Source organism: Paenibacillus sp. 23TSA30-6 (genome assembly GCF_014858585.1).
Lineage (GTDB): Bacteria > Bacillota > Bacilli > Paenibacillales > Paenibacillaceae > Paenibacillus.
The window spans coordinates 18,594-36,298 of record NZ_SLTL01000023.1 but is presented as its reverse complement, the minus strand read 5'-3'; the positions used below and the strand labels follow the sequence as shown (position 1 = coordinate 36,298).

Here is a 17,705-nt window from a genome sequence, read left to right as displayed (position 1 = left end):
TCCAACGAATGAAGAAGACCCATCAGCAGCAATCAGCTCAAGAGCAATCTTCGCAAATAAAGGTATTACCAGAAGATTTCACAGGCAGTTTCAAACCCATGAGAAATAAACTGAGGGCCATTGTTAGAGCAAATCACAGGTTAAAAATAGCCCGTGTCGCTTAAAAAAGGCCATTTGAAGCGTGCGAATGACGTCTTTGCTCCTCACATCGCAAGCCAATATGGTAAGCGAACACAGAACGGCCGTAAATGTCCAGACAAGACTGGATAAAGAAGAGCCGATCTTCACCTGCAATTTAACTGTACTTAATCCTCAAAGCAAATGCAAAAAGGATCAACCAGAATGAAATGGTTACCTCATAATACGAACGTACAGGATAGTTTAACGAGGGTAGAGCTTGTTATAGAAAACTAAGGGTGAGGTTTTAGAGAAGGCGGCCGGTCAGTTAAACCGGCTGCCTTTTTGAACGAAGTGCCAACATTCCATCGGCTACTTCATTCCTTATTCAATGACTTCATCATTTCTAAATTTTCGGAATTCTTTAGGTGTTTTTTTATGATGTTTTTTAAAAGATTGAATGAAGTGATTTGTACTATTGAAGCCCACTCTGTAGGCTATTTCAGTTATTGTATAATGTGTTGAGATTAATAATTCACTGCTTTTCTTGATGCGGTATTTAATCAAATAATCGTAAGGTGTCATATGGATTGTTCTCTTAAAACTACGATTGCACTCTGACACACTCAGATGTACTACATCAGCAATTTCTTGCAGTGTTATATTGTTTGAGTAGTTTTGATGGATAAAGCTGAGCATCAATTGAAGCCTCTCTTGTTGCAATTTCATGTATTTAGGTGCTTCCTCAGAAGAAAGCGAAATATTAGATATTAAGACTAACCATAATTGTGCCGTTTTGATGGAAACCTCATATTCCCAGCCCCATTTTTTTTTCATATCAAATTTCTGTTTCATATCCCAAAGCATTTGCAGTATTTGAATTTGCCATTCAACATCTCCTTTGATTACTAATGACAATAAGAGAGAGTTTGTATAAGGCAGTACATAGTTTTTTTCCATCGCACTATCTGCATAAAAGGCCAGCAGCTTCTCAGGGAAATTAAAACTGACATATTGACCGTTATGTGTAAGGTGTGTAGTAACGTGAAGAACACCTTTATTAATTAAAATGGCCTGACCTGTTTCTAATTCATGATCAATCCCGTTAACTTGTATCACTAGCTTTCCTTTGGTAACCAAAGTGATTTGTAGTTCCTCATGCCAATGTAAATCGTTGAATCCTCTACCTTCAGGACTACTTGCATGAATAGTATGGGTGTACATGATGTATGGAAATGAAACATCGGGATATAGAATGGTCTCGTGCAATTGTTTTTCCATTTTAGCGAGGTCCTTTCTGATGACGATATTTCTATATAATTAAAGATATAGTTACACAAATAAAATAAAAGTGGTGATATTATTATACCAGATCTTCGGCTTATCATTACAATCCTGTGCACAGGCGATGGATAAGACATCTTGGAGGCGTACATGTGAAAATAAATCAATCGTCGTTACCGTTTCATCCGTATATTTTACTTTTAATCAGCATACTGTCTGTTTCTATCTCATCCATCATGATAAAATCCTCAGATACTCCAACCTCTGTGGCTGGGATGTACAGATTGTATATGTCAGTACTAATAATGCTTCCTTTTGTACCTTGGAAAATGTTCCGTTCCTTAGAAATGAACAAAAAAGATTGGAGTACCGTTTTCATAGCTGGTCTTTTTCTCGGGTTATATTTCTTATTCTGGATGGAATCATTAGTATATACCTCAGTTGCGAGCTCTATGGTCATCTTATCCTTACAGCCTTTATTTGTAATGATGGGTTCATACTTTATGTTCAGAGAACGAGCAAACATATTGACCATTCTTTGTTTGATCGCCGCTCTTGTCGGTTCAATCATTATAGCTTGGGGAGACATAGGGATTTCGAGAGAGGCATTAATCGGAGATGGATTATCTTTATTAGGAACAATCTTGGTTTCAGCATATATGTTGGCAGGACAGAAAGTAAGCCACAAAATAAATGCAAATTTATATAGTGTTATTGTTTTTTTTATTGGTGGCAGCGTCATGCTGGTCTACAATTTGTTGAATAATTATTCCTTGATCGAATATGACTCGTCGGATTGGATGTATTTCTTGTTACTTGCAGTAATCCCAACTATTTTTGGACAATATATTTTTAATCTGTTGTTGAAATCAATGGGTGCAACTACTGTCTCAGTTGGTATTATTGGAGAGCCTGTTCTTGCCATAATTCTCGCCTACTTATTCTTGGGAGAAATAATTTCTGCATTTCAATTCATAGGTGGAATCATGACTTTATTCGGTATGGGGATGTATTTTTGGGCAAAATCTTTAAAGTATACTACAGTTGCAAAATATTAACATTGTAACTGATTATTCGCGAAATTTAAGATAACAATAGATGAGGAGAATGTTTAAATGGCAACGATTGATGATTTTTTGAAACTCGATATTCGTGTTGGAACAATAATTAAAGCTGAGTTTTTTGCAGAAGCAAAAGTACCTGCTATTAAACTTGAAATTGATTTTGGACAAGATATCGGAATAAAAACTTCGAGTGCACAAATTACAAAAAGATATGTGGCTGAAGATATTATAGGCAAACAAATAATAGGTGTAGTCAACTTTCCTCCTCGACGGATAGCAGGCTTTAATTCAGAGGTATTAGTCCTTGGAGGAATACCCGAAAAGGGAGATGTGGTTCTATTGAAACCAGATATTAAACTACCTGATGGAACACCAATTGGGTGATACATCGTTCCTGTTTTAATTAGCGTAAAAATATACAACTTCACCAAAGGCAAGACATTGAAACTAAGAGAAACGATAGTTCAATAAAACAGCGGCAGTCTAGGACTTTATTTCGTATTATTAGGTCAACCAGAGATTTCTGGTTGGCCTTTTTTCTTAGGCGTCATATGATGGCGGTAGCCGAGAGAACGTGGACTTTATTGGGGTCAACCCCGTCGTGAAAACAGTTCTCTCACTGCCCCCAATGACCATGTTTGAGCTGGTTGAGACAGGGATCTCGTATCACAAGCGAAGCTATGGGTTTGGAACCATCGTGGGAGTGACGGCAACTTTAAAATTAGGGAGTGTGTTATGGAGCCGGTTGTAGGATTAGATGTAGCTAAAGGAGCCAGCGTCGTTCAGGCTTTTCTAGGAAGGAATGAACCTTACGGAATATTGGAGAGTATTACGCACGAGGAGAGCGGTTTTGAACGATTGGGAGAATTGCTTGATGAATTGAAGGTACTCTCGGGGTGATGTAACGCCACATCGTACATGGGACGAGTTGTACACCGAGCTACAGCATGTGACAAGACAACATGAGTTTATAACCTCGATGTATGTTCAGGCAAAGCTAAACTCGAGAGCTTTACTGGATCAGGTATTTCCCGCGTTTGAGAAGGTGTTCAGTAATCTCTTCTCAGCTACTGCACTTAGAGTGCTGCAGAGTTGTCTGAACGACGAGTTTGAAAAGGTAGAATCTATCATTCAGGAACAAACCGGGAAGTCTCATTCGAAAGATGGGGTAGGAGAGAAGGCAAATCAGTTGAGACAAGCATTACTTGAATGGGCCAATAATAAAAGGAGCATAACGCAAAGCATGGCCCTTGTGGGGATGGTATCCCTCCTACTTGAGTTCCAGAAGCAATTAAGTAGGCTGGAAGAAACCATGGAGGAAATTTCCGCGACATTACCGGAAGTGGATTATGATATGAAAAGAAAAGAGGGCAAGCCCTACAAGGTGGTTGTGATTGCTTGCGCCAACAAGCTACTCCATCACGTTTACGCCATCCTTAATAAAGACCAACCCTACCACATTTAATTCCCACAATTATCCATAATCCTTCACGCCAATGAAGGATTATTTTCAGTTGTCTTCCTCATTTTTCGTTGAAATTTCTTAAGACCTGCTTTGTTTTAACGGCATTTCTTCTTTGCCCCGAGGGTTACGTTAGCTGGTTGTTGTGACTGATACGTTTCCTGATATGATAAACAACGAGCAGAATTAGAGGGAAAGCGAAGGCATGGGTGAGATCCCAATCTACCCAGTAGGTTGGGATCTCCTTGACGTAGAAAATAATATTTTTTGCAATCAGATGCGACAGTCCGTAAATCAGAAACGCCACTGGAAAGATCAATGGCCGATAGGATTTTAGCTTTAGTAGCTGAGCTGTCCCCAAAACAAATGCGTAAAAGAAAAGCGCTGTTTTGAAATACGTGCTAATGATCCACGTGGTGGCCATTAAAGCCTCAATCCGCTGCAGAAAATTAGCAATGTTGATTCTCTGGGCAAGAATATAGGCAGCGTAAAATTCGTGTTCTGAGAAATATGCCCCGAGTACTGTTAGGGAGAGAAACAAAATGAGGTTGAGTCCAACAGCCCCGATCAACAGGGAGATGAATATATTGCGGCTCGTATTGCTTTGTTTTTGGACATAGGGATACACCATGAAGAACACGCACATTTCTCCAAAGGGATAAAATACGCCGAACATAATGGTGTGTAGCATGTCAGGGAACGGTGTATTCAAAATAGGATAGATACGCTCTATCTGGACATCGGGGAACAGGAGAACGATTAGGCAAATCAGAAAAAACGCAAAGAAAGGAAAAAAAATCTGGGCTGCTCTGCCCAGCGTTTCAAGACCCAGCCGCAAGCCATACACCAGCAGAAAAATCGCCATGAAGCGAATGACCCCGCCGGGTGTCCCTTCGTAAATCTGTGTGCACATGAAATCTTCCATTTCTCTGACATAGGTGGAGGCTGCGATCAGGAAAAAGAATAAATAACTCAACGCTACAGCTCCACCCACCCATTTTCCTAATATTTGTAATGAAAGCTCAATAATCGTTTTAGTTGGATCAATATTTGATGTAGATACCATCAGCTTTACGCATGCAAGTCCTAGTGGAATACTAATCAAGGCGGCAATCCACGCGTCCTCGTGGGCTCCTGTTGTCATTGCCGCAGGATAAACAAGTGCCATTTCCCCGATGAGCGAGAAAAACCCAAGCATTATCATTTGAGCCGTACTGATCCGGTCTTTTTCAAGATTCATGAGATTCCTCCAAATCTGCTGCAAACTGCCCCTCAAGTTTTCTTTTGTCATTTCCATTAGTATGTGATTTTATAACATAATTATAATTGATAGTCGAAAAGGAATGGTAAGGGGATAATTATCAACTTCTAATGTCATACTATTTTTAGTTTGCTCACGGAATGCGGAGGTTGTGACATGAAGGATACAATTACTGGCACATTATCACACCGCTTGGAGGACAATTTGGTACAGTTGGTTCAACTGCTCGGGACAAGCACGGACTTTATCACTAAAAAGCTGGAATTGGATGAGTCTACGCATATCGCTTTGCTTTATATTGATGGTCTAGTGGATACACAGGTTCTGCATAACTCCATATTATTTTCGCTTCAGGAACGCTGTACCCCTGATCAGATGAGAGATCTTGATGCCAATCAGAAGATTGAACTTTTGCAAAAACGTATGCTGATTGCGGGGGATCTGTCTGTCACCCGTGACCTTGGGCAATTTGTTCATGAGCTGTTATCCGGTAATATCATGGTGCTAGTTGACGGAACATCCAGCGCCCTACGGATCGGACTGCCTGGATGGGAGGACCGCAATGTAGGCGAACCAAGCTCACAATCAGTTGTACGTGGGCCGATGGAAGGGTTCACGGAAAATATGCGGACAAACACGGCGCTGATCCGGAGGAAAATTAAAGATAGCCAGCTATGGCTAGAAACCTTCCAAATTGGTAAGGTGACTCAAACCAGTGTATCCATTATGTATCTCGCCAACATCGCAAATCCTGACCTGGTGCAGGAGGTGAAGCGCAGATTGGCCAAAATAGATACGGACAGTATCCTGGAGAGCGGATATATTGAGGAGTTTATTCAAGATACGGCTGCTACGCCGTTCCCCACGATCTATAACAGCGACCGGCCGGATACCATCGCAGCGGGAATCCTAGAAGGCAAAGTGGCGATTCTTGTGGATGGAACACCATTTGTCCTGTTGGTGCCTACCTTTTTTGTCGCCTTTTTTCAATCTGCCGAAGATTATTATCAGCGGGCCGATATTGCCACCTTGCTGCGGTTTATCCGTTTTCTTTCCTTTTTCATTACGTTGCTTGCCCCTTCTTTTTATGTGGCGGTTACGACTTATCATCAGGAGATGATCCCTACCAATCTGGTTATTAGCCTTGCTGCACAGAGGGAAAACGTTCCTTTTCCCGCATTTGTGGAGGCGATGCTCATGGAATTAACGTATGAGATTCTGCGGGAGGCGGGAGTGAGGATTCCGAAAAATATAGGACAGGCGATATCCATTGTTGGAACACTTGTAATAGGCCAGGCGGCGGTTGCAGCGGGCTTTATCTCATCAGCAATGGTTATCATTGTATCTATTACGGCCATATCCAGTTTTGTCATACCAGAGACAGGCATGTCGATCGCTGCAAGAATCATTCGCTTTGTTCTTATCGGGCTAGCTGGCTTTATTGGACTATACGGAATACTATTCGGTGTCTTTTTGATTGTGCTGCATTTAGCGGGTCTGCGTTCTTTCGGCATGCCCTATATGAGCCCGATCGGGCCATACCGTTCAAATGATCTGAAGGATTCCATCTTCCGTTTTCCTTGGCCGCTTTTAAAGACAAGGCCAGCAGATAGTATGATTCAAAACCTTGACCGTCAAAGCACAAACAGGCGAAAGGAGTCGGCAGATGAGCCCAAAAAACCGTAAAACTGTTCCGCGACTGCTGCTTGCCCTTTTGGTCCCTATGCTGCTCAGCGGGTGCTGGGAAAGACAGGAGTTAAATGAAATGGCCTTTGTGCTGGGAATGGGGCTAGATAAGGCTGAATCTGGCTATAAGGTTACACTGCAGGTAGTTATTCCTTCAGCAATTGCCTCGCAGGCGGCAGGAGGGACGGGAGGGCCCGGGGTGCCGGTGATTGTATCTACCTTCACGGTCCCCACGATTTATGAAGCCCAGCGCAAGTACAGTCTCGAGAGTGCGAGAGCTGGCTACTATGGACATATACGTATACTGGTGATCGGAGAGGAGCTTGCCCGGGCCGGAATTGGCGAGGCACTTGATATGCTGAAGCGGAGCCGAGAGCCGCGTAATGACTTCTACGCTATGGTCGCCAAAGACACCACTGCCGAAGATGTCCTGAAGGTCCTTACCCCGCTAGAGAGATTGCCGGCAAGTAAATTGTATAATTCCCTGGACAAATCATATAAGTCATCAGCAAAAACAGTCGCTGTTTCTTTGAACAAATTTATTGAAGATTTGCTGTACGAGGGGATTAACCCGGTGTTGACCGGAGTGAAGATGTCCGGCAGTGTTAGTGAGGGCGAAAATAAGGGCAATGTGGAAGATAGCTCGCCCACAGCCAGATTACATTACAGTAATGTAGCCGTATTTCGGAAGGATAAGATGATCGGGTGGTTAAGCGATAACGAGACGATCGGCTACAATTATATCACCAATAACGTTGTCAAAAGCTCAGGTCCTGTAACAGGAGACGACGGACGGCCCATCGTCATTGAAGCACTACATACAGAGACCAAACGTAAAGTCAAGATGATTGACGGCGAACCCCATATTTACATCCATGTAAAGGCCTTGTGTAATGTGGAAGAGGTAATGAGCAAAGATAATCTGGAGGCAGAGCGCGTGATTACAGAGCTGGAAAGGAAATCGGAAGAACGAATTATCTTGCGGATGAAAACTGCAGTTAAGCAAATTAGTGAGCGCTATAATGTTGATATTATGGGCTTTGGACAGTTGATCTACCGTGCCAACCCCCAAGCTTGGGCTAGGCTACAACAGGAAAAAGGGGACAATTACCTAAAATCGCTACCTATCCATTACCAAGCCAGCGTGTCGATTAACCGAATTGGCATTACAGACAAATCTTTTATTGAAGATATCAAGGAGTGAGCGCAATGGTGTTACTGCTTTTTCTGGCAACAGCGGCGGTTTGTGCGGTCATCGATGTGCCTTTGCTGACACGAGGAAGCAGGCGCCGCGACCTTCTGGTCTGGGGCTTGTTCTGGATCACGGGCATTGGTGTGGTGGTCTGCTCCTTGTACAAGATCAATGTGCCGAGCCCATTGCTTCTGGTCATGATGATCTATAAACCGGTTAACAATCTGTTTACATCCTGGTTTTATTAGGTTGTAAGGGAATCACAGCCGTTTATAATGAATACTGTAATTGAGAGAAGATTTCCCGAGTTGCTTCTGAGTTGAAACTCTATGAAAAATTGGGTGAAATACTCGATGCGGAGAAGGAAGAGTTTGGAAAGGCAACAGCTGTGCGAAGATTGAATTCATTGCTAAACGTGCAGGTTTAATTGTATAGATGATTCATCATTTCTTTAAAAGTGAATTCGTTAAAGAATTTGTTTTCACAAGGCTTGGATGAATGATCCTATGGACACAGAAACTTCAAGCGAAATTTTTCGTCGAATCGAAGAAATTTGCAACTCTATCATAAAAAGGAGCATGGACGTATCCACATGCTGCTCATCCAACGTTTGCTTCAGGTACATACCGAAGGGATCGGCTCCGACTTTCCCCAAGAATGACGCTTTTCCTCCGAGCTTGGCTACGGCTGCGCTTACATTCGCTGGAGCGCCGCCGGCCTGCTTGGAGAAATGCTGACCCTTGGCAAGATTAACATCAATATCCGTGCAAAAAAAATCAATGAGCAGCTCGCCCACACAAAGAACCGTTCCGACATTTTTCACTTTGATTCACCTCTTGGCAGATTTAGTTTAGAACGGGCGTCGAGTCCCGGTATACGATATCCGTTGCAACATGGGTCACTCGGTATGGCATGGTATTGTCTTTGATTCTGGACAATAACATTTCGGCTGAAATAATACCCATCTGACTACTGTAAATATGCACGGTTGTAAGATGGGGCTCGACAACCCGGGATTCCGAAGCATCAGTGCTACAAAGAAGGAGCAAAAAGCAAAACCTATTCCGTGAGTATTAAATCTGCCGAGCATACCGAACAAATGGCATTTCAAGAAAGCGAGTACTTCAAGGAGAAAGCCAAAGAACGCTACAAAATCGAAGCGAAGAACAGCGAGCTTAAACACAGACACGGGTATGACGTAGCGTCTTCCTCGGGTCTAGTTGGCATGGAGTTACAAGGTACCATGGCCATTTTCACTGTAAACCTAAAGAGAATATTGAAACTGATGAAATAAAATAACGGATCCATAGACCTTCTGGAACAGCAAAAAACGACCTTTTATCCAAATATCTGGATAAGGGTCGTCTTTTGTTTTGTCCTTTATGGTTACTCACCAGAAAAACAGAAGTTTTTCAGTGGCCTCGTAGTTTTATCAGGTTCTTTTATATTGCATATAAACAGACACGATGATATAATCAGAATACGATTTTTACATTTTAAATTGATATAATTATTACATCTTACACTTTAAGTGTACCATGCCGGTAAACTCTTGTCAAATGTTTTTTCTCAATTTAATGGTTAGGAGAGATATTGAATGAGTTCTTTGGTTCTCGGTTTTCAGGAAATGGAAAAAACGCAGCTTTTGCTCGTTGGCGGAAAAGGATTAAATTTAGGGGAATTATCAAAAATTGAAGGAATACAAGTACCAGAAGGATTTTGTGTTACAACAGTGGGATATCAAAAAGCCATCGAACAAAACGAAACGTATCATACTTTGTTGGATCGACTAACAATGCTAAAAGTAGAAGATCGAGATCAAATTGGTGAAATTAGCAGGAAGATTCGACAAATCATTATGGAAGTAGAAATTCCTTCCGATGTTGTGAAAGCAGTGACTCACTATCTTTCCCGGTTTGGCGAGGAACATGCTTATGCAGTGCGTTCTAGTGCGACTGCTGAAGATTTGCCGCATGCGTCATTTGCCGGTCAACAAGACACCTATTTAAATATCATTGGCAAAGAAGCGATCTTGCAGCATATTAGCAAATGTTGGGCTTCCCTATTTACGGACCGTGCGGTAATCTACCGTATGCAAAATGGATTTGACCACAGTCAGGTTTATTTGTCCGTTATCGTTCAAAGGATGGTTTTCCCACAGGCTTCGGGGATTTTATTTAGCGCTGATCCGATTACTTCCAACCGAAAGCTGCTATCAATTGATGCCAGTTTTGGACTTGGAGAAGCGCTGGTCTCTGGCTTGGTATCTGCCGATTGTTATAGAGTACAGGATGGGGAAATTGTCGATAAGAGGATAGCAACCAAAAAAATAGCTATCTACGGACGAAAAGAAGGCGGAACAGAGACAAAGCAGATCGATCCTGATCAGCAAAAGACTCAAACACTTACTGAACAACAAATTTTGCAACTGGCACGCATCGGAAGACAGATCGAAGCTTATTTTGGTTACCCGCAAGATATCGAATGGTGTTTGGTTGATGATACATTTTATATTGTCCAGAGTCGGCCAATCACGACTTTATACCCGATCCCTGAAGTAAATGATCAGGAAAATCACGTTTATGTATCCGTCGGTCATCAACAAATGATGACTGACCCGATAAAACCATTGGGATTGTCTTTTTACCTGTTAATAACTCCTGCACCCATGCGTAAAGCCGGTGGAAGGTTGTTTGTTGATGTTACACATATGCTGGCTTCACCTGTCAGCAGAGAAACTTTCTTAAATACCCTGGGAAAATCCGATCCGCTCATAAAAGATGCATTTATGACCCTAATAGAGCGAGATTTTATAAAATCGTTACCAGATGATAGAAAAGAACTGAGTCCCGGTAATAGCAGTAAAGGTAGGTCGGCTGCAGGTTTTCAAGCACAAATCGAAAACGATCCGGCAATCGTTTCTGATTTGATTAAGAACAGTCAAACATCGATAGAAGAATTAAAACAAAACATCCAAACGAAATCAGGAGCAGATTTATTTGATTTTATTCTGGAAGATCTCCAGGAATTAAAGAAGATCTTATTTGACCCACAAAGTTCAAAGGTTTTTATGACTGCTATGAATGCTTCGTCATGGATCAATGAAAAAATGTACGAGTGGTTAGGTGAAAAAAACGCAGCAGATACGCTTTCTCAATCTGTACCAAACAACATTACTTCGGAAATGGGTCTGGCGCTATTGGATGTCGCAGATGTGATTCGTCCTTATCCGGAAGTAATTGATTATTTACAACATGTAAAAGATGATAATTTTTTGGATGAACTGGTTAAGTTTGATGGTGGACAGGAAACTCAAGACGCTATCTATGCTTATCTCAACAAATACGGAATGCGATGTGCCGGTGAAATCGATATTTCGAGAACTCGTTGGAGCGAAAAACCAACTACACTTGTCCCCATGATTCTTGGTAATATCAAAAACTTTGAGCCTAATGCTAGCCATCGGAAATTTGAGCAAGGGCGACAGGAAGCTTTGAAAAAAGAACAAGAGTTATTAGATCGATTGAAGCAATTACCGGATGGTGAACAAAAAGCCAAAGAAACAAAACGAATGATCGACCTCATCCGAAATTTCATCGGTTATCGGGAATATCCAAAATACGGCATGGTTAATCGCTACTTTGTTTATAAGCAGGCTTTACTGAAAGAAGCCGAACAACTCGTACAAGCGGGCGTTATTCATGAAAAAGAAGATATATACTATCTCACTTTTGAAGAACTTCACGAAGTCGTACGCACAAATAAACTAGATTACCAGATCATTAGCAAACGAAAAGACGAGTACAAATTGTATGAAAAACTAACTCCACCACGTGTTATCACGTCTGATGGTGAAATCATTGCAGGTGAGTACAAACGAGAAAATCTCCCAGCCGAAGCTATTGTAGGTCTACCTGTTTCTTCCGGACTTATAGAAGGACGAGCACGTGTCATCTTAAACATGGACGATGCTGATCTAGAAGCTGGAGATATATTAGTCACCTCCTTTACTGACCCCAGCTGGACACCATTATTTGTATCCATAAAAGGCCTAGTCACCGAAGTTGGTGGACTGATGACCCATGGAGCCGTTATCGCACGTGAATATGGCTTACCAGCAGTTGTCGGAGTGGAGAATGCTACCAAACTGATAAAAGATGGGCAACGAATTCGCGTGCATGGAACAGAAGGGTATATCGAAATATTGTAATGGCTGAATTCGTCAAGTAAGAGCCTTTATCATAATGGACGGCATTAAATGCAACCTGTCATGGATAAAAGGGCGGTTACCCTGTTCGTCCTTTTATCTACCCATGACACAAAGCACCCCAAAAAAACCAAATGATTTTAATTTGGGGCTGTACTTTAACAATAATCAGGAGACTTTAGGAGTTATCGACGGTTTCCCTTGCTGCGATTCTATGTAGTTTAATGAAGCATAATAATATTATTCTCAAAACAACACAATGATTTATACATAGCCGATCCGATCTAAATCTCTTGTCCTTTACGGCGATAGGTACAAGTTCTTGTCCTCGACTCGAGACAAGAACTTGTACCGTTAAAACAAAATGGCCGCTAAAATAGCGACTTTTAATGTTCTTGTCCCTCGACAGTATCAGGTGTTAAATACCCAAATGTGCCCTCAGAGTCGAACCTGCATATTCGCTTCTGAACAAGCCTCTTTCAACCAACTGCGGTATCAGTTTTTTAAAAAATATTTTCATAGATTCTTCTGAACCGCCCGGAAGAGCTATAAATCCGTCTATAGCCCCAGCCTCAAACCGCTCAATAATATCGTTCAATACGTCCTCAACCGTTCCAACGGAAACCCAATGAGCAGATCCGACGACCTCGGGCCTTGCCAACATATCTTCCACTGTAGGCTGATGGTTTATAATATACCGGCGCAAAAGTTCAGCATGTGTCCGGCTACGGACTGGCTGATTCGGATCGGGAAGCATATCGGCAGTTACGCGATGATCCAAAGCAAAGCTGCTTAAATCAAGGCCAAGCACTGACTTGAGCAGTGCATGTCTGCGCTCCATACTCAAATGCGCATGTGCTGACTTATGTAATTCATGCGCTTCCTCGCGAGTTTCTGCCAAGAAAAAATATAATCCAGGCAAAACTTTGATGGCGTTCGGATGGCGTCCATGTTCTTTGGCTCTTTTTCTTAGATCATTTCGCAATTCCACTCCGGATTCAAGGTCTGGCATCGCCGCAAAAATAGCATCCGCTATTGAAGAGGCAAAATTTCGTACTGTATCTGACGCGCCTGCTTGAAATATAGGAATAGATCCCGATGTATGGGCAGGCAAAGTAAGCGGTCCTTGGACACTGAAAAGATCACCTGAATGATTAATTGAAGAAACCTTATCCTTATCAGAAAAAATGCCTGACTCGCGGTCAATCACAATGGCTTCATTTGGACACATACGGCGAATTGAAAGTAGTGGAAACCGTTGTCACTAATAATCCAATCCGCTCGGTTTCACGAGCAATCGCCGCAAAAATCATTGTAGGATCGGGACTGCCAAAATTAGCGGAATCGCCCAGCATCTGCGGGCTAACATAAAGATAATCCGCCTTGAAAAGAAAATCGAGCTTTGCCTTCTCCGCCATATTTGCCAAATCAATGTAATAGTCAATTGACCCCATCTTTTCCACACCGCTGTCTGGGCGCCGCCAACCGTCTCCTTTCATCCAAGTTGCAGATAAGGATAATCCAATGCATAATTGACTATTTGAAGTCAACTCTATCAACCTTTCTCTATAGAAAAATAATGTTACGCCTAGGAAATATTCCGATCAGTGCATGCTCAAGTAGGCGAAGCCAACCGAGTTAATATCCAGCATCGACGCCTTTCCAGGGCAACAAGCGCTCGGTGATCATAATGCGATCCTCTCGAATATATTAATAATGAACCCGCAATTATAGTGAGTTCTATGATGTCCTTCGTCATTGGGGTAAAGTGACAGACTTGACTTGAGCAGAGGTATTTCCGTAAATATCCTTGGCCAGCACGAGAATATGCAGCGTATCGGCTTGGGAGGCACCACCCTGTTTGTATTTAGTAGTTGGAAGCGTTGCTGACCAATTGGCTTTATCTTCTGTAATAACGGCACGAATGCCATTGACATAAACTTTAAGCTGTGCGATATCGCTTTGATCTGTGACTGAACCTTCCAAAGCGAGAACATCGTCCTTGATCGAAGCATTCAACTTAAGTGCAGGGGCTCCTGTTTCCTTACGTTTAGAGGGTGGAAGAGCAGTTTGCGGGTTATAGGAAAAGGTTTCATCCTCAAGCGCTGGCGTGCGTGCTGCAATAGGACGGTTTTTGGTCGCCTGCTCATAGGAATAAGCGTAACGAAGCAGGTCATTATCGCTGTATGCGGCACCTGCCATCGTCAGATTAACGGGCATACCGGTATCCTTCATAGCGCCCATACTCACAGATACACTTGGAATCCCGTACTCGCGTAGAATGAAATTCGTATTGGAGAAATAGTTGCCATTCTCCCAAGCCTCCTCATAGGATGTTTCATTCACATCGGAGTCAGCTTTGCCGATATTCGAATTTGCCGGGAATGCAATAAAATCAAGGTTGTTTTGCTTCATCCAATCTTCAAAATCAATCTTTCGTACATTTTCAAGCCCCCGCAGCCCTTCATAAAACTGAGGAATTTGTTCGTAAGGGGTGACGCCTTTCTTTATGGTTTCAATGAATACGTCATAGTGGCCAAGGTCTCTGCCACGTTTGGCATCTACCGAACCGGGCGGATTCGGGAAGACGGTTGCAGGGTCGATATTAGCCCATGACGGGAAATTCGGATCGCCCACACTTTTAAGGAATTCCTCAGCTGCATAAGGATTAAGCAGCCCGAATTCCTTTTCAACCCACTTTGCCGGCATCAAACCACGTTCCTCAGGTGTTTTCGCTGTTGCCCGGTCCTTCTCGCTGTTCGCCTGCAAGGGGAAGTCAACTTCCACAACCTCAGCTCCAAGAGCAGTTAAATCCCTTACAGCTTTTTCCCATAATGCCTGTATCGAAGGTCTGAATTTGATCGGAGTTGTGGTTTCATGGTCCTTACCGATATAGATTTTCGGAACGCCAATGCGTTTGCCTTTCAAAGCTTGAATGTCTCGCAGCTCTAAATAGGATTTGGGACGGACACTGTTGACAGAAGGGAGCCGAACGGCTTTCTGTTCTCGCCAGAAATCGCCCTTGGTGATCTTATCTTCTACAACGATCACGTCAAGCAAGCGGAGCATGTCTTCGACAGTCCTCGTATGTGGGACAACGACATCCCGTATAGGGAAGAGCGGCCAATTCCCCCGAATGGAGATTAGGCCCCGCGATGGCGTGTAGGCAATTAAACCATTGTTAGATGCTGGTGATCTTCCAGAAGATACCGTTTCTTCCCCCATACCGAAGGCAGCGAGGTTGGCGGCTGTTGATACGCCAGATCCGTTAGAGGAGCCAGAGTACCAGGCTGCAGCCAAATAATCTGAATTGTACGGACTTTCAGCACGGCCATAAACGCCTCTTTGCATTCCCCCTGCTGCCATTGGCGGCATGTTGGTTTTACCAATGAGCACCCCACCGGATTTGCGTATCTTCTCTACTGTAAAGGCATCGTCCTTTGCCATTAGGTTTTTGAAAGCCGGAGATCCAGAAGCGACAGTGAGTCCCTTAACCTTGTAGCTGTCTTTAACCGTGTAGGGGATGCCTTGCAGAGGCCCGGTCTTAATACCTTGTGCCCTTAGTTGATCAGCCTGAGCAGCTTCTTTTAGTACGTCGGGGTTCAGAACAGGGATGGAATTCAGCCGAATGCCACTAGAATCATAGGCATATACCCGGTTAAGGTACAGGGCGGTGAGCTCGACACTTGACAGTGCCCCTGACTTCATCGCTTCCTGCATTTGAGCAATCGTAGCCTCTTGCAATTGAAATGTAACTAGGGAGGACGTGGGTTCACTAGTTTTACTAGAGGATGAGGGTGAAGGAGCGGCGGATGCAAGCGGGCATCCCGTGAAAGTTAAAATCATACCAACTGCGATCCATTTGCAATAGTTACCGATTACATACCTTGTATTCGCTTTTAGCGTTCGTGCGCACATAGCATTTTCACTCCTTAAATAGGTAGGATCAGGAATTTGAATAGAGGGGAATGAGAAAAGGCCTCTTTTACAGTATAATTGTTTCTAATTATACTACTTATTTTCATGTGAAATGTCAATTTTTGTAATGAAAAAAAGCGGGGAAGTTCGGCTAACGATACAAGAAGTTTTTGTCCTCTTTGAGAACAGCATATGTATCTCAGATACGATAAAGTGATTGTTCTAAATAAATCATTCGCTAGGCTAAGATAAATACATGGTCATTTCATTACCTGATACGACATCTCATGCAGCCAAAGGCAAAAAGAATATTATGATCCGAGTAGATAATACCAATTATCCAACAAATGGTGGTCATCTTGATCTTTCGATCTCGTTATCCGTTTTACGGATCGACTTTATGACAAGTTCAGAGAAAGCTTTCACTGTTGGAGATAGCCACTTTTTCTTTTTAATCAGCATATGGGAGTATATCGGATCGAACTTTTCGGAATGGCTTACAATTTTAAGTTTTCCTCTATCCACGTCTTCTTTAACTGTAATATAAGGCAAAAAAGAAAATCCAAGCCCACTCATAACGGTTTGTTTAATCGCCTCTATACTCCATAACTCCATGGTTTGAAATGGATGAATATCATGCTTTACAAGATATCTTTCAAACATGGTCCGATAACTACAGCCTTCTTCATTCGTAATAAAAAAATGGTTGGTGTTCTCTCGCTTATATTCATCGAAATGGTCTGGGCCGTCATTGCTGCACACCAGGACAATGTTCTCCTCAACCAAAGAATAATGAATGCATTTTTCCGGATGTATTTCCGGGTAGACCATCAAAGCCACATCTACACGTCCACTGATTAAGTCAACCTGGTTTTGTTCACATGTACCGTTGATAAGGATGAATTTGACATGAGGATATTTCAAAGAGAATTCCCTTATAATCGGACTTAATCTAGAAATCGTTAAAGACTCTGGTGCAGCCACCTTTACAACACCTTTAACCTCCTGGTTGCTTCGTATATTTCTAATCTGGTCATGAGTAGCCAGTAGGTCTTCTGCCAGAGGTATTAATTCTCTCCCTAATTGAGTAAGTTTCAAATGCCTTCTTTCGTAAGTGAAAAGCTCCCCGCCAATCTCTTCTTCAAGCGACTGCATATGGGCAGTGATCGTGGACTGAGTGTATCCCAATTGCGATGCAGCCCCTATATAACTTCCGATTTCGATAATCGTCTGAAATGTAATAAGGTGTCTAATTTCCATCGGGGTTCTCCTTAGGTTTAATTTCTATCGATAAAAATGATAATGATTTTGAATATTTCAATTTTATTAATGAACAGATCCATCATACAATAGAATCCTTCTGATCGTAAATTAATCTACAAGGGAGGAATCTATGAGTGCAGATTGGTTGGCATAAAAGTTCAGGAAAGGATTATAGAGAGGCGCAATCCTCATTCTTATCCGATTTCATGCTTCAACTCATCAACGTCAAAAGCATTTTGTTTTTCTAACGT

13 protein-coding genes and 3 pseudogenes are annotated in these 17,705 nt (G+C 42.5%); 9 read left to right on the top strand and 7 right to left on the bottom strand.

Going from position 1 to position 17,705, the window contains the following annotated elements:
- Positions 1–501: 501 nt before the first annotated feature.
- Entirely contained in the window at positions 502–1,398 is an 897-nt protein-coding gene (locus E0698_RS19170) for an AraC family transcriptional regulator (RefSeq protein ID WP_192512595.1), read from the bottom strand.
- Positions 1,399–1,553: 155 nt separating this feature from the next.
- Here E0698_RS19170 and E0698_RS19165 point away from each other — a divergent pair, with 155 nt between their 5' ends.
- The 4 genes from E0698_RS19165 (at position 1,554) to E0698_RS19155 (ending at position 3,930) form a co-directional block, all read left to right on the top strand.
- The gene (locus E0698_RS19165; RefSeq protein ID WP_192512594.1) at positions 1,554–2,459 is read left to right on the top strand and encodes an EamA family transporter; all 906 of its coding nucleotides are present in this window, start codon (positions 1,554–1,556) and stop codon (positions 2,457–2,459) included.
- Between the two features lie 57 nt (positions 2,460–2,516).
- A complete protein-coding gene (gene csaA / locus E0698_RS19160) occupies positions 2,517–2,849 on the top strand; it encodes a chaperone CsaA (RefSeq protein ID WP_134914086.1) in 333 nt (110 codons plus the stop codon).
- A gap of 351 nt (positions 2,850–3,200) precedes the next feature.
- The gene (locus E0698_RS27045) at positions 3,201–3,365 is read left to right on the top strand and encodes a hypothetical protein (RefSeq protein WP_238354068.1); all 165 of its coding nucleotides are present in this window, start codon (positions 3,201–3,203) and stop codon (positions 3,363–3,365) included.
- A 79-nt stretch (positions 3,366–3,444) separates the two neighbouring features.
- Complete coding sequence (locus E0698_RS19155) at positions 3,445–3,930, top strand: hypothetical protein (RefSeq protein WP_238354073.1); 486 nt, start codon at positions 3,445–3,447, stop codon at positions 3,928–3,930.
- Between the two features lie 124 nt (positions 3,931–4,054).
- Here the strand turns inward: E0698_RS19155 and E0698_RS19150 are convergent, their stop codons facing one another.
- Complete coding sequence (locus E0698_RS19150; protein WP_223264124.1) at positions 4,055–5,224, bottom strand: GerAB/ArcD/ProY family transporter; 1,170 nt, start codon at positions 5,222–5,224, stop codon at positions 4,055–4,057.
- Positions 5,225–5,344: 120 nt separating this feature from the next.
- Between E0698_RS19150 and E0698_RS19145 the strand changes: the two genes are divergently transcribed.
- From E0698_RS19145 to E0698_RS19135, 3 genes are read left to right on the top strand one after another with little or no spacing between them, the layout of a single operon-like run.
- Positions 5,345–6,874, top strand: coding sequence for a spore germination protein (locus E0698_RS19145; RefSeq protein WP_192512593.1), 1,530 nt, complete (start codon positions 5,345–5,347; stop codon positions 6,872–6,874).
- On the top strand, positions 6,855–8,078 hold the full coding sequence (locus E0698_RS19140; protein ID WP_149093972.1) for a Ger(x)C family spore germination protein: 1,224 nt from the start codon (positions 6,855–6,857) through the stop codon (positions 8,076–8,078). The genes E0698_RS19145 and E0698_RS19140 overlap by 20 nt, the downstream gene beginning before the upstream one ends.
- A gap of 5 nt (positions 8,079–8,083) precedes the next feature.
- The gene (locus E0698_RS19135; protein WP_023988612.1) at positions 8,084–8,314 is read left to right on the top strand and encodes a hypothetical protein; all 231 of its coding nucleotides are present in this window, start codon (positions 8,084–8,086) and stop codon (positions 8,312–8,314) included.
- A 323-nt stretch (positions 8,315–8,637) separates the two neighbouring features.
- Here E0698_RS19135 and E0698_RS19130 read toward each other — a convergent pair.
- Together E0698_RS19130 and E0698_RS19125 are read right to left on the bottom strand one after the other, a co-directional pair.
- A pseudogene (locus E0698_RS19130) lies at positions 8,638–8,889 on the bottom strand (PfkB family carbohydrate kinase); the annotation flags it as partial.
- Positions 8,890–8,911: 22 nt separating this feature from the next.
- Positions 8,912–9,052, bottom strand: coding sequence for a hypothetical protein (locus E0698_RS19125; protein WP_262384639.1), 141 nt, complete (start codon positions 9,050–9,052; stop codon positions 8,912–8,914).
- A gap of 35 nt (positions 9,053–9,087) precedes the next feature.
- On the opposite strand from E0698_RS19125, the pseudogene E0698_RS19120 reads away from it, so the two are divergent.
- Both E0698_RS19120 and ppsA read left to right on the top strand, forming a co-directional pair.
- Positions 9,088–9,360 (top strand): annotated as a pseudogene (locus E0698_RS19120) (transposase); the annotation flags it as partial.
- A 303-nt stretch (positions 9,361–9,663) separates the two neighbouring features.
- On the top strand, positions 9,664–12,276 hold the full coding sequence (gene ppsA / locus E0698_RS19115; RefSeq protein ID WP_192512592.1) for a phosphoenolpyruvate synthase: 2,613 nt from the start codon (positions 9,664–9,666) through the stop codon (positions 12,274–12,276).
- A gap of 415 nt (positions 12,277–12,691) precedes the next feature.
- Here the strand turns inward: ppsA and E0698_RS19110 are convergent.
- The 3 genes and pseudogenes from E0698_RS19110 to E0698_RS19100 all read right to left on the bottom strand — a co-directional run bounded on the left by E0698_RS19110 (position 12,692) and on the right by E0698_RS19100 (position 17,451).
- A pseudogene (locus E0698_RS19110) lies at positions 12,692–13,823 on the bottom strand (LLM class flavin-dependent oxidoreductase).
- 205 nt (positions 13,824–14,028) lie between these two features.
- A complete protein-coding gene (locus E0698_RS19105) occupies positions 14,029–16,191 on the bottom strand; it encodes an amidase (protein ID WP_192512591.1) in 2,163 nt (720 codons plus the stop codon).
- A 354-nt stretch (positions 16,192–16,545) separates the two neighbouring features.
- Positions 16,546–17,451: a LysR family transcriptional regulator gene (locus E0698_RS19100; RefSeq protein WP_192512590.1), complete on the bottom strand. Its 906-nt coding sequence runs from the start codon at positions 17,449–17,451 to the stop codon at positions 16,546–16,548.
- Between the last annotated feature and the right edge of the window lie 254 nt (positions 17,452–17,705).

Bases quoted from the DNA above. Each gene is read 5' to 3' on its own strand.
- E0698_RS19105 (WP_192512591.1), bottom strand. From the start codon at position 16,191: ATGTGCGCACGAACGCTAAAAGCGAATACAAGGTATGTAATCGGTAAC.
- E0698_RS27045 (WP_238354068.1), top strand. From the start codon at position 3,201: ATGGAGCCGGTTGTAGGATTAGATGTAGCTAAAGGAGCCAGCGTCGTT.
- ppsA (WP_192512592.1), top strand. From the start codon at position 9,664: ATGAGTTCTTTGGTTCTCGGTTTTCAGGAAATGGAAAAAACGCAGCTT.
- csaA (WP_134914086.1), top strand. From the start codon at position 2,517: ATGGCAACGATTGATGATTTTTTGAAACTCGATATTCGTGTTGGAACA.
- E0698_RS19100 (WP_192512590.1), bottom strand. From the start codon at position 17,451: ATGGAAATTAGACACCTTATTACATTTCAGACGATTATCGAAATCGGA.
- E0698_RS19145 (WP_192512593.1), top strand. From the start codon at position 5,345: ATGAAGGATACAATTACTGGCACATTATCACACCGCTTGGAGGACAAT.
- E0698_RS19155 (WP_238354073.1), top strand. From the start codon at position 3,445: ATGTATGTTCAGGCAAAGCTAAACTCGAGAGCTTTACTGGATCAGGTA.
- E0698_RS19170 (WP_192512595.1), bottom strand. From the start codon at position 1,398: ATGGAAAAACAATTGCACGAGACCATTCTATATCCCGATGTTTCATTT.
- E0698_RS19140 (WP_149093972.1), top strand. From the start codon at position 6,855: ATGAGCCCAAAAAACCGTAAAACTGTTCCGCGACTGCTGCTTGCCCTT.
- E0698_RS19135 (WP_023988612.1), top strand. From the start codon at position 8,084: ATGGTGTTACTGCTTTTTCTGGCAACAGCGGCGGTTTGTGCGGTCATC.
- E0698_RS19150 (WP_223264124.1), bottom strand. From the start codon at position 5,224: ATGGAAATGACAAAAGAAAACTTGAGGGGCAGTTTGCAGCAGATTTGG.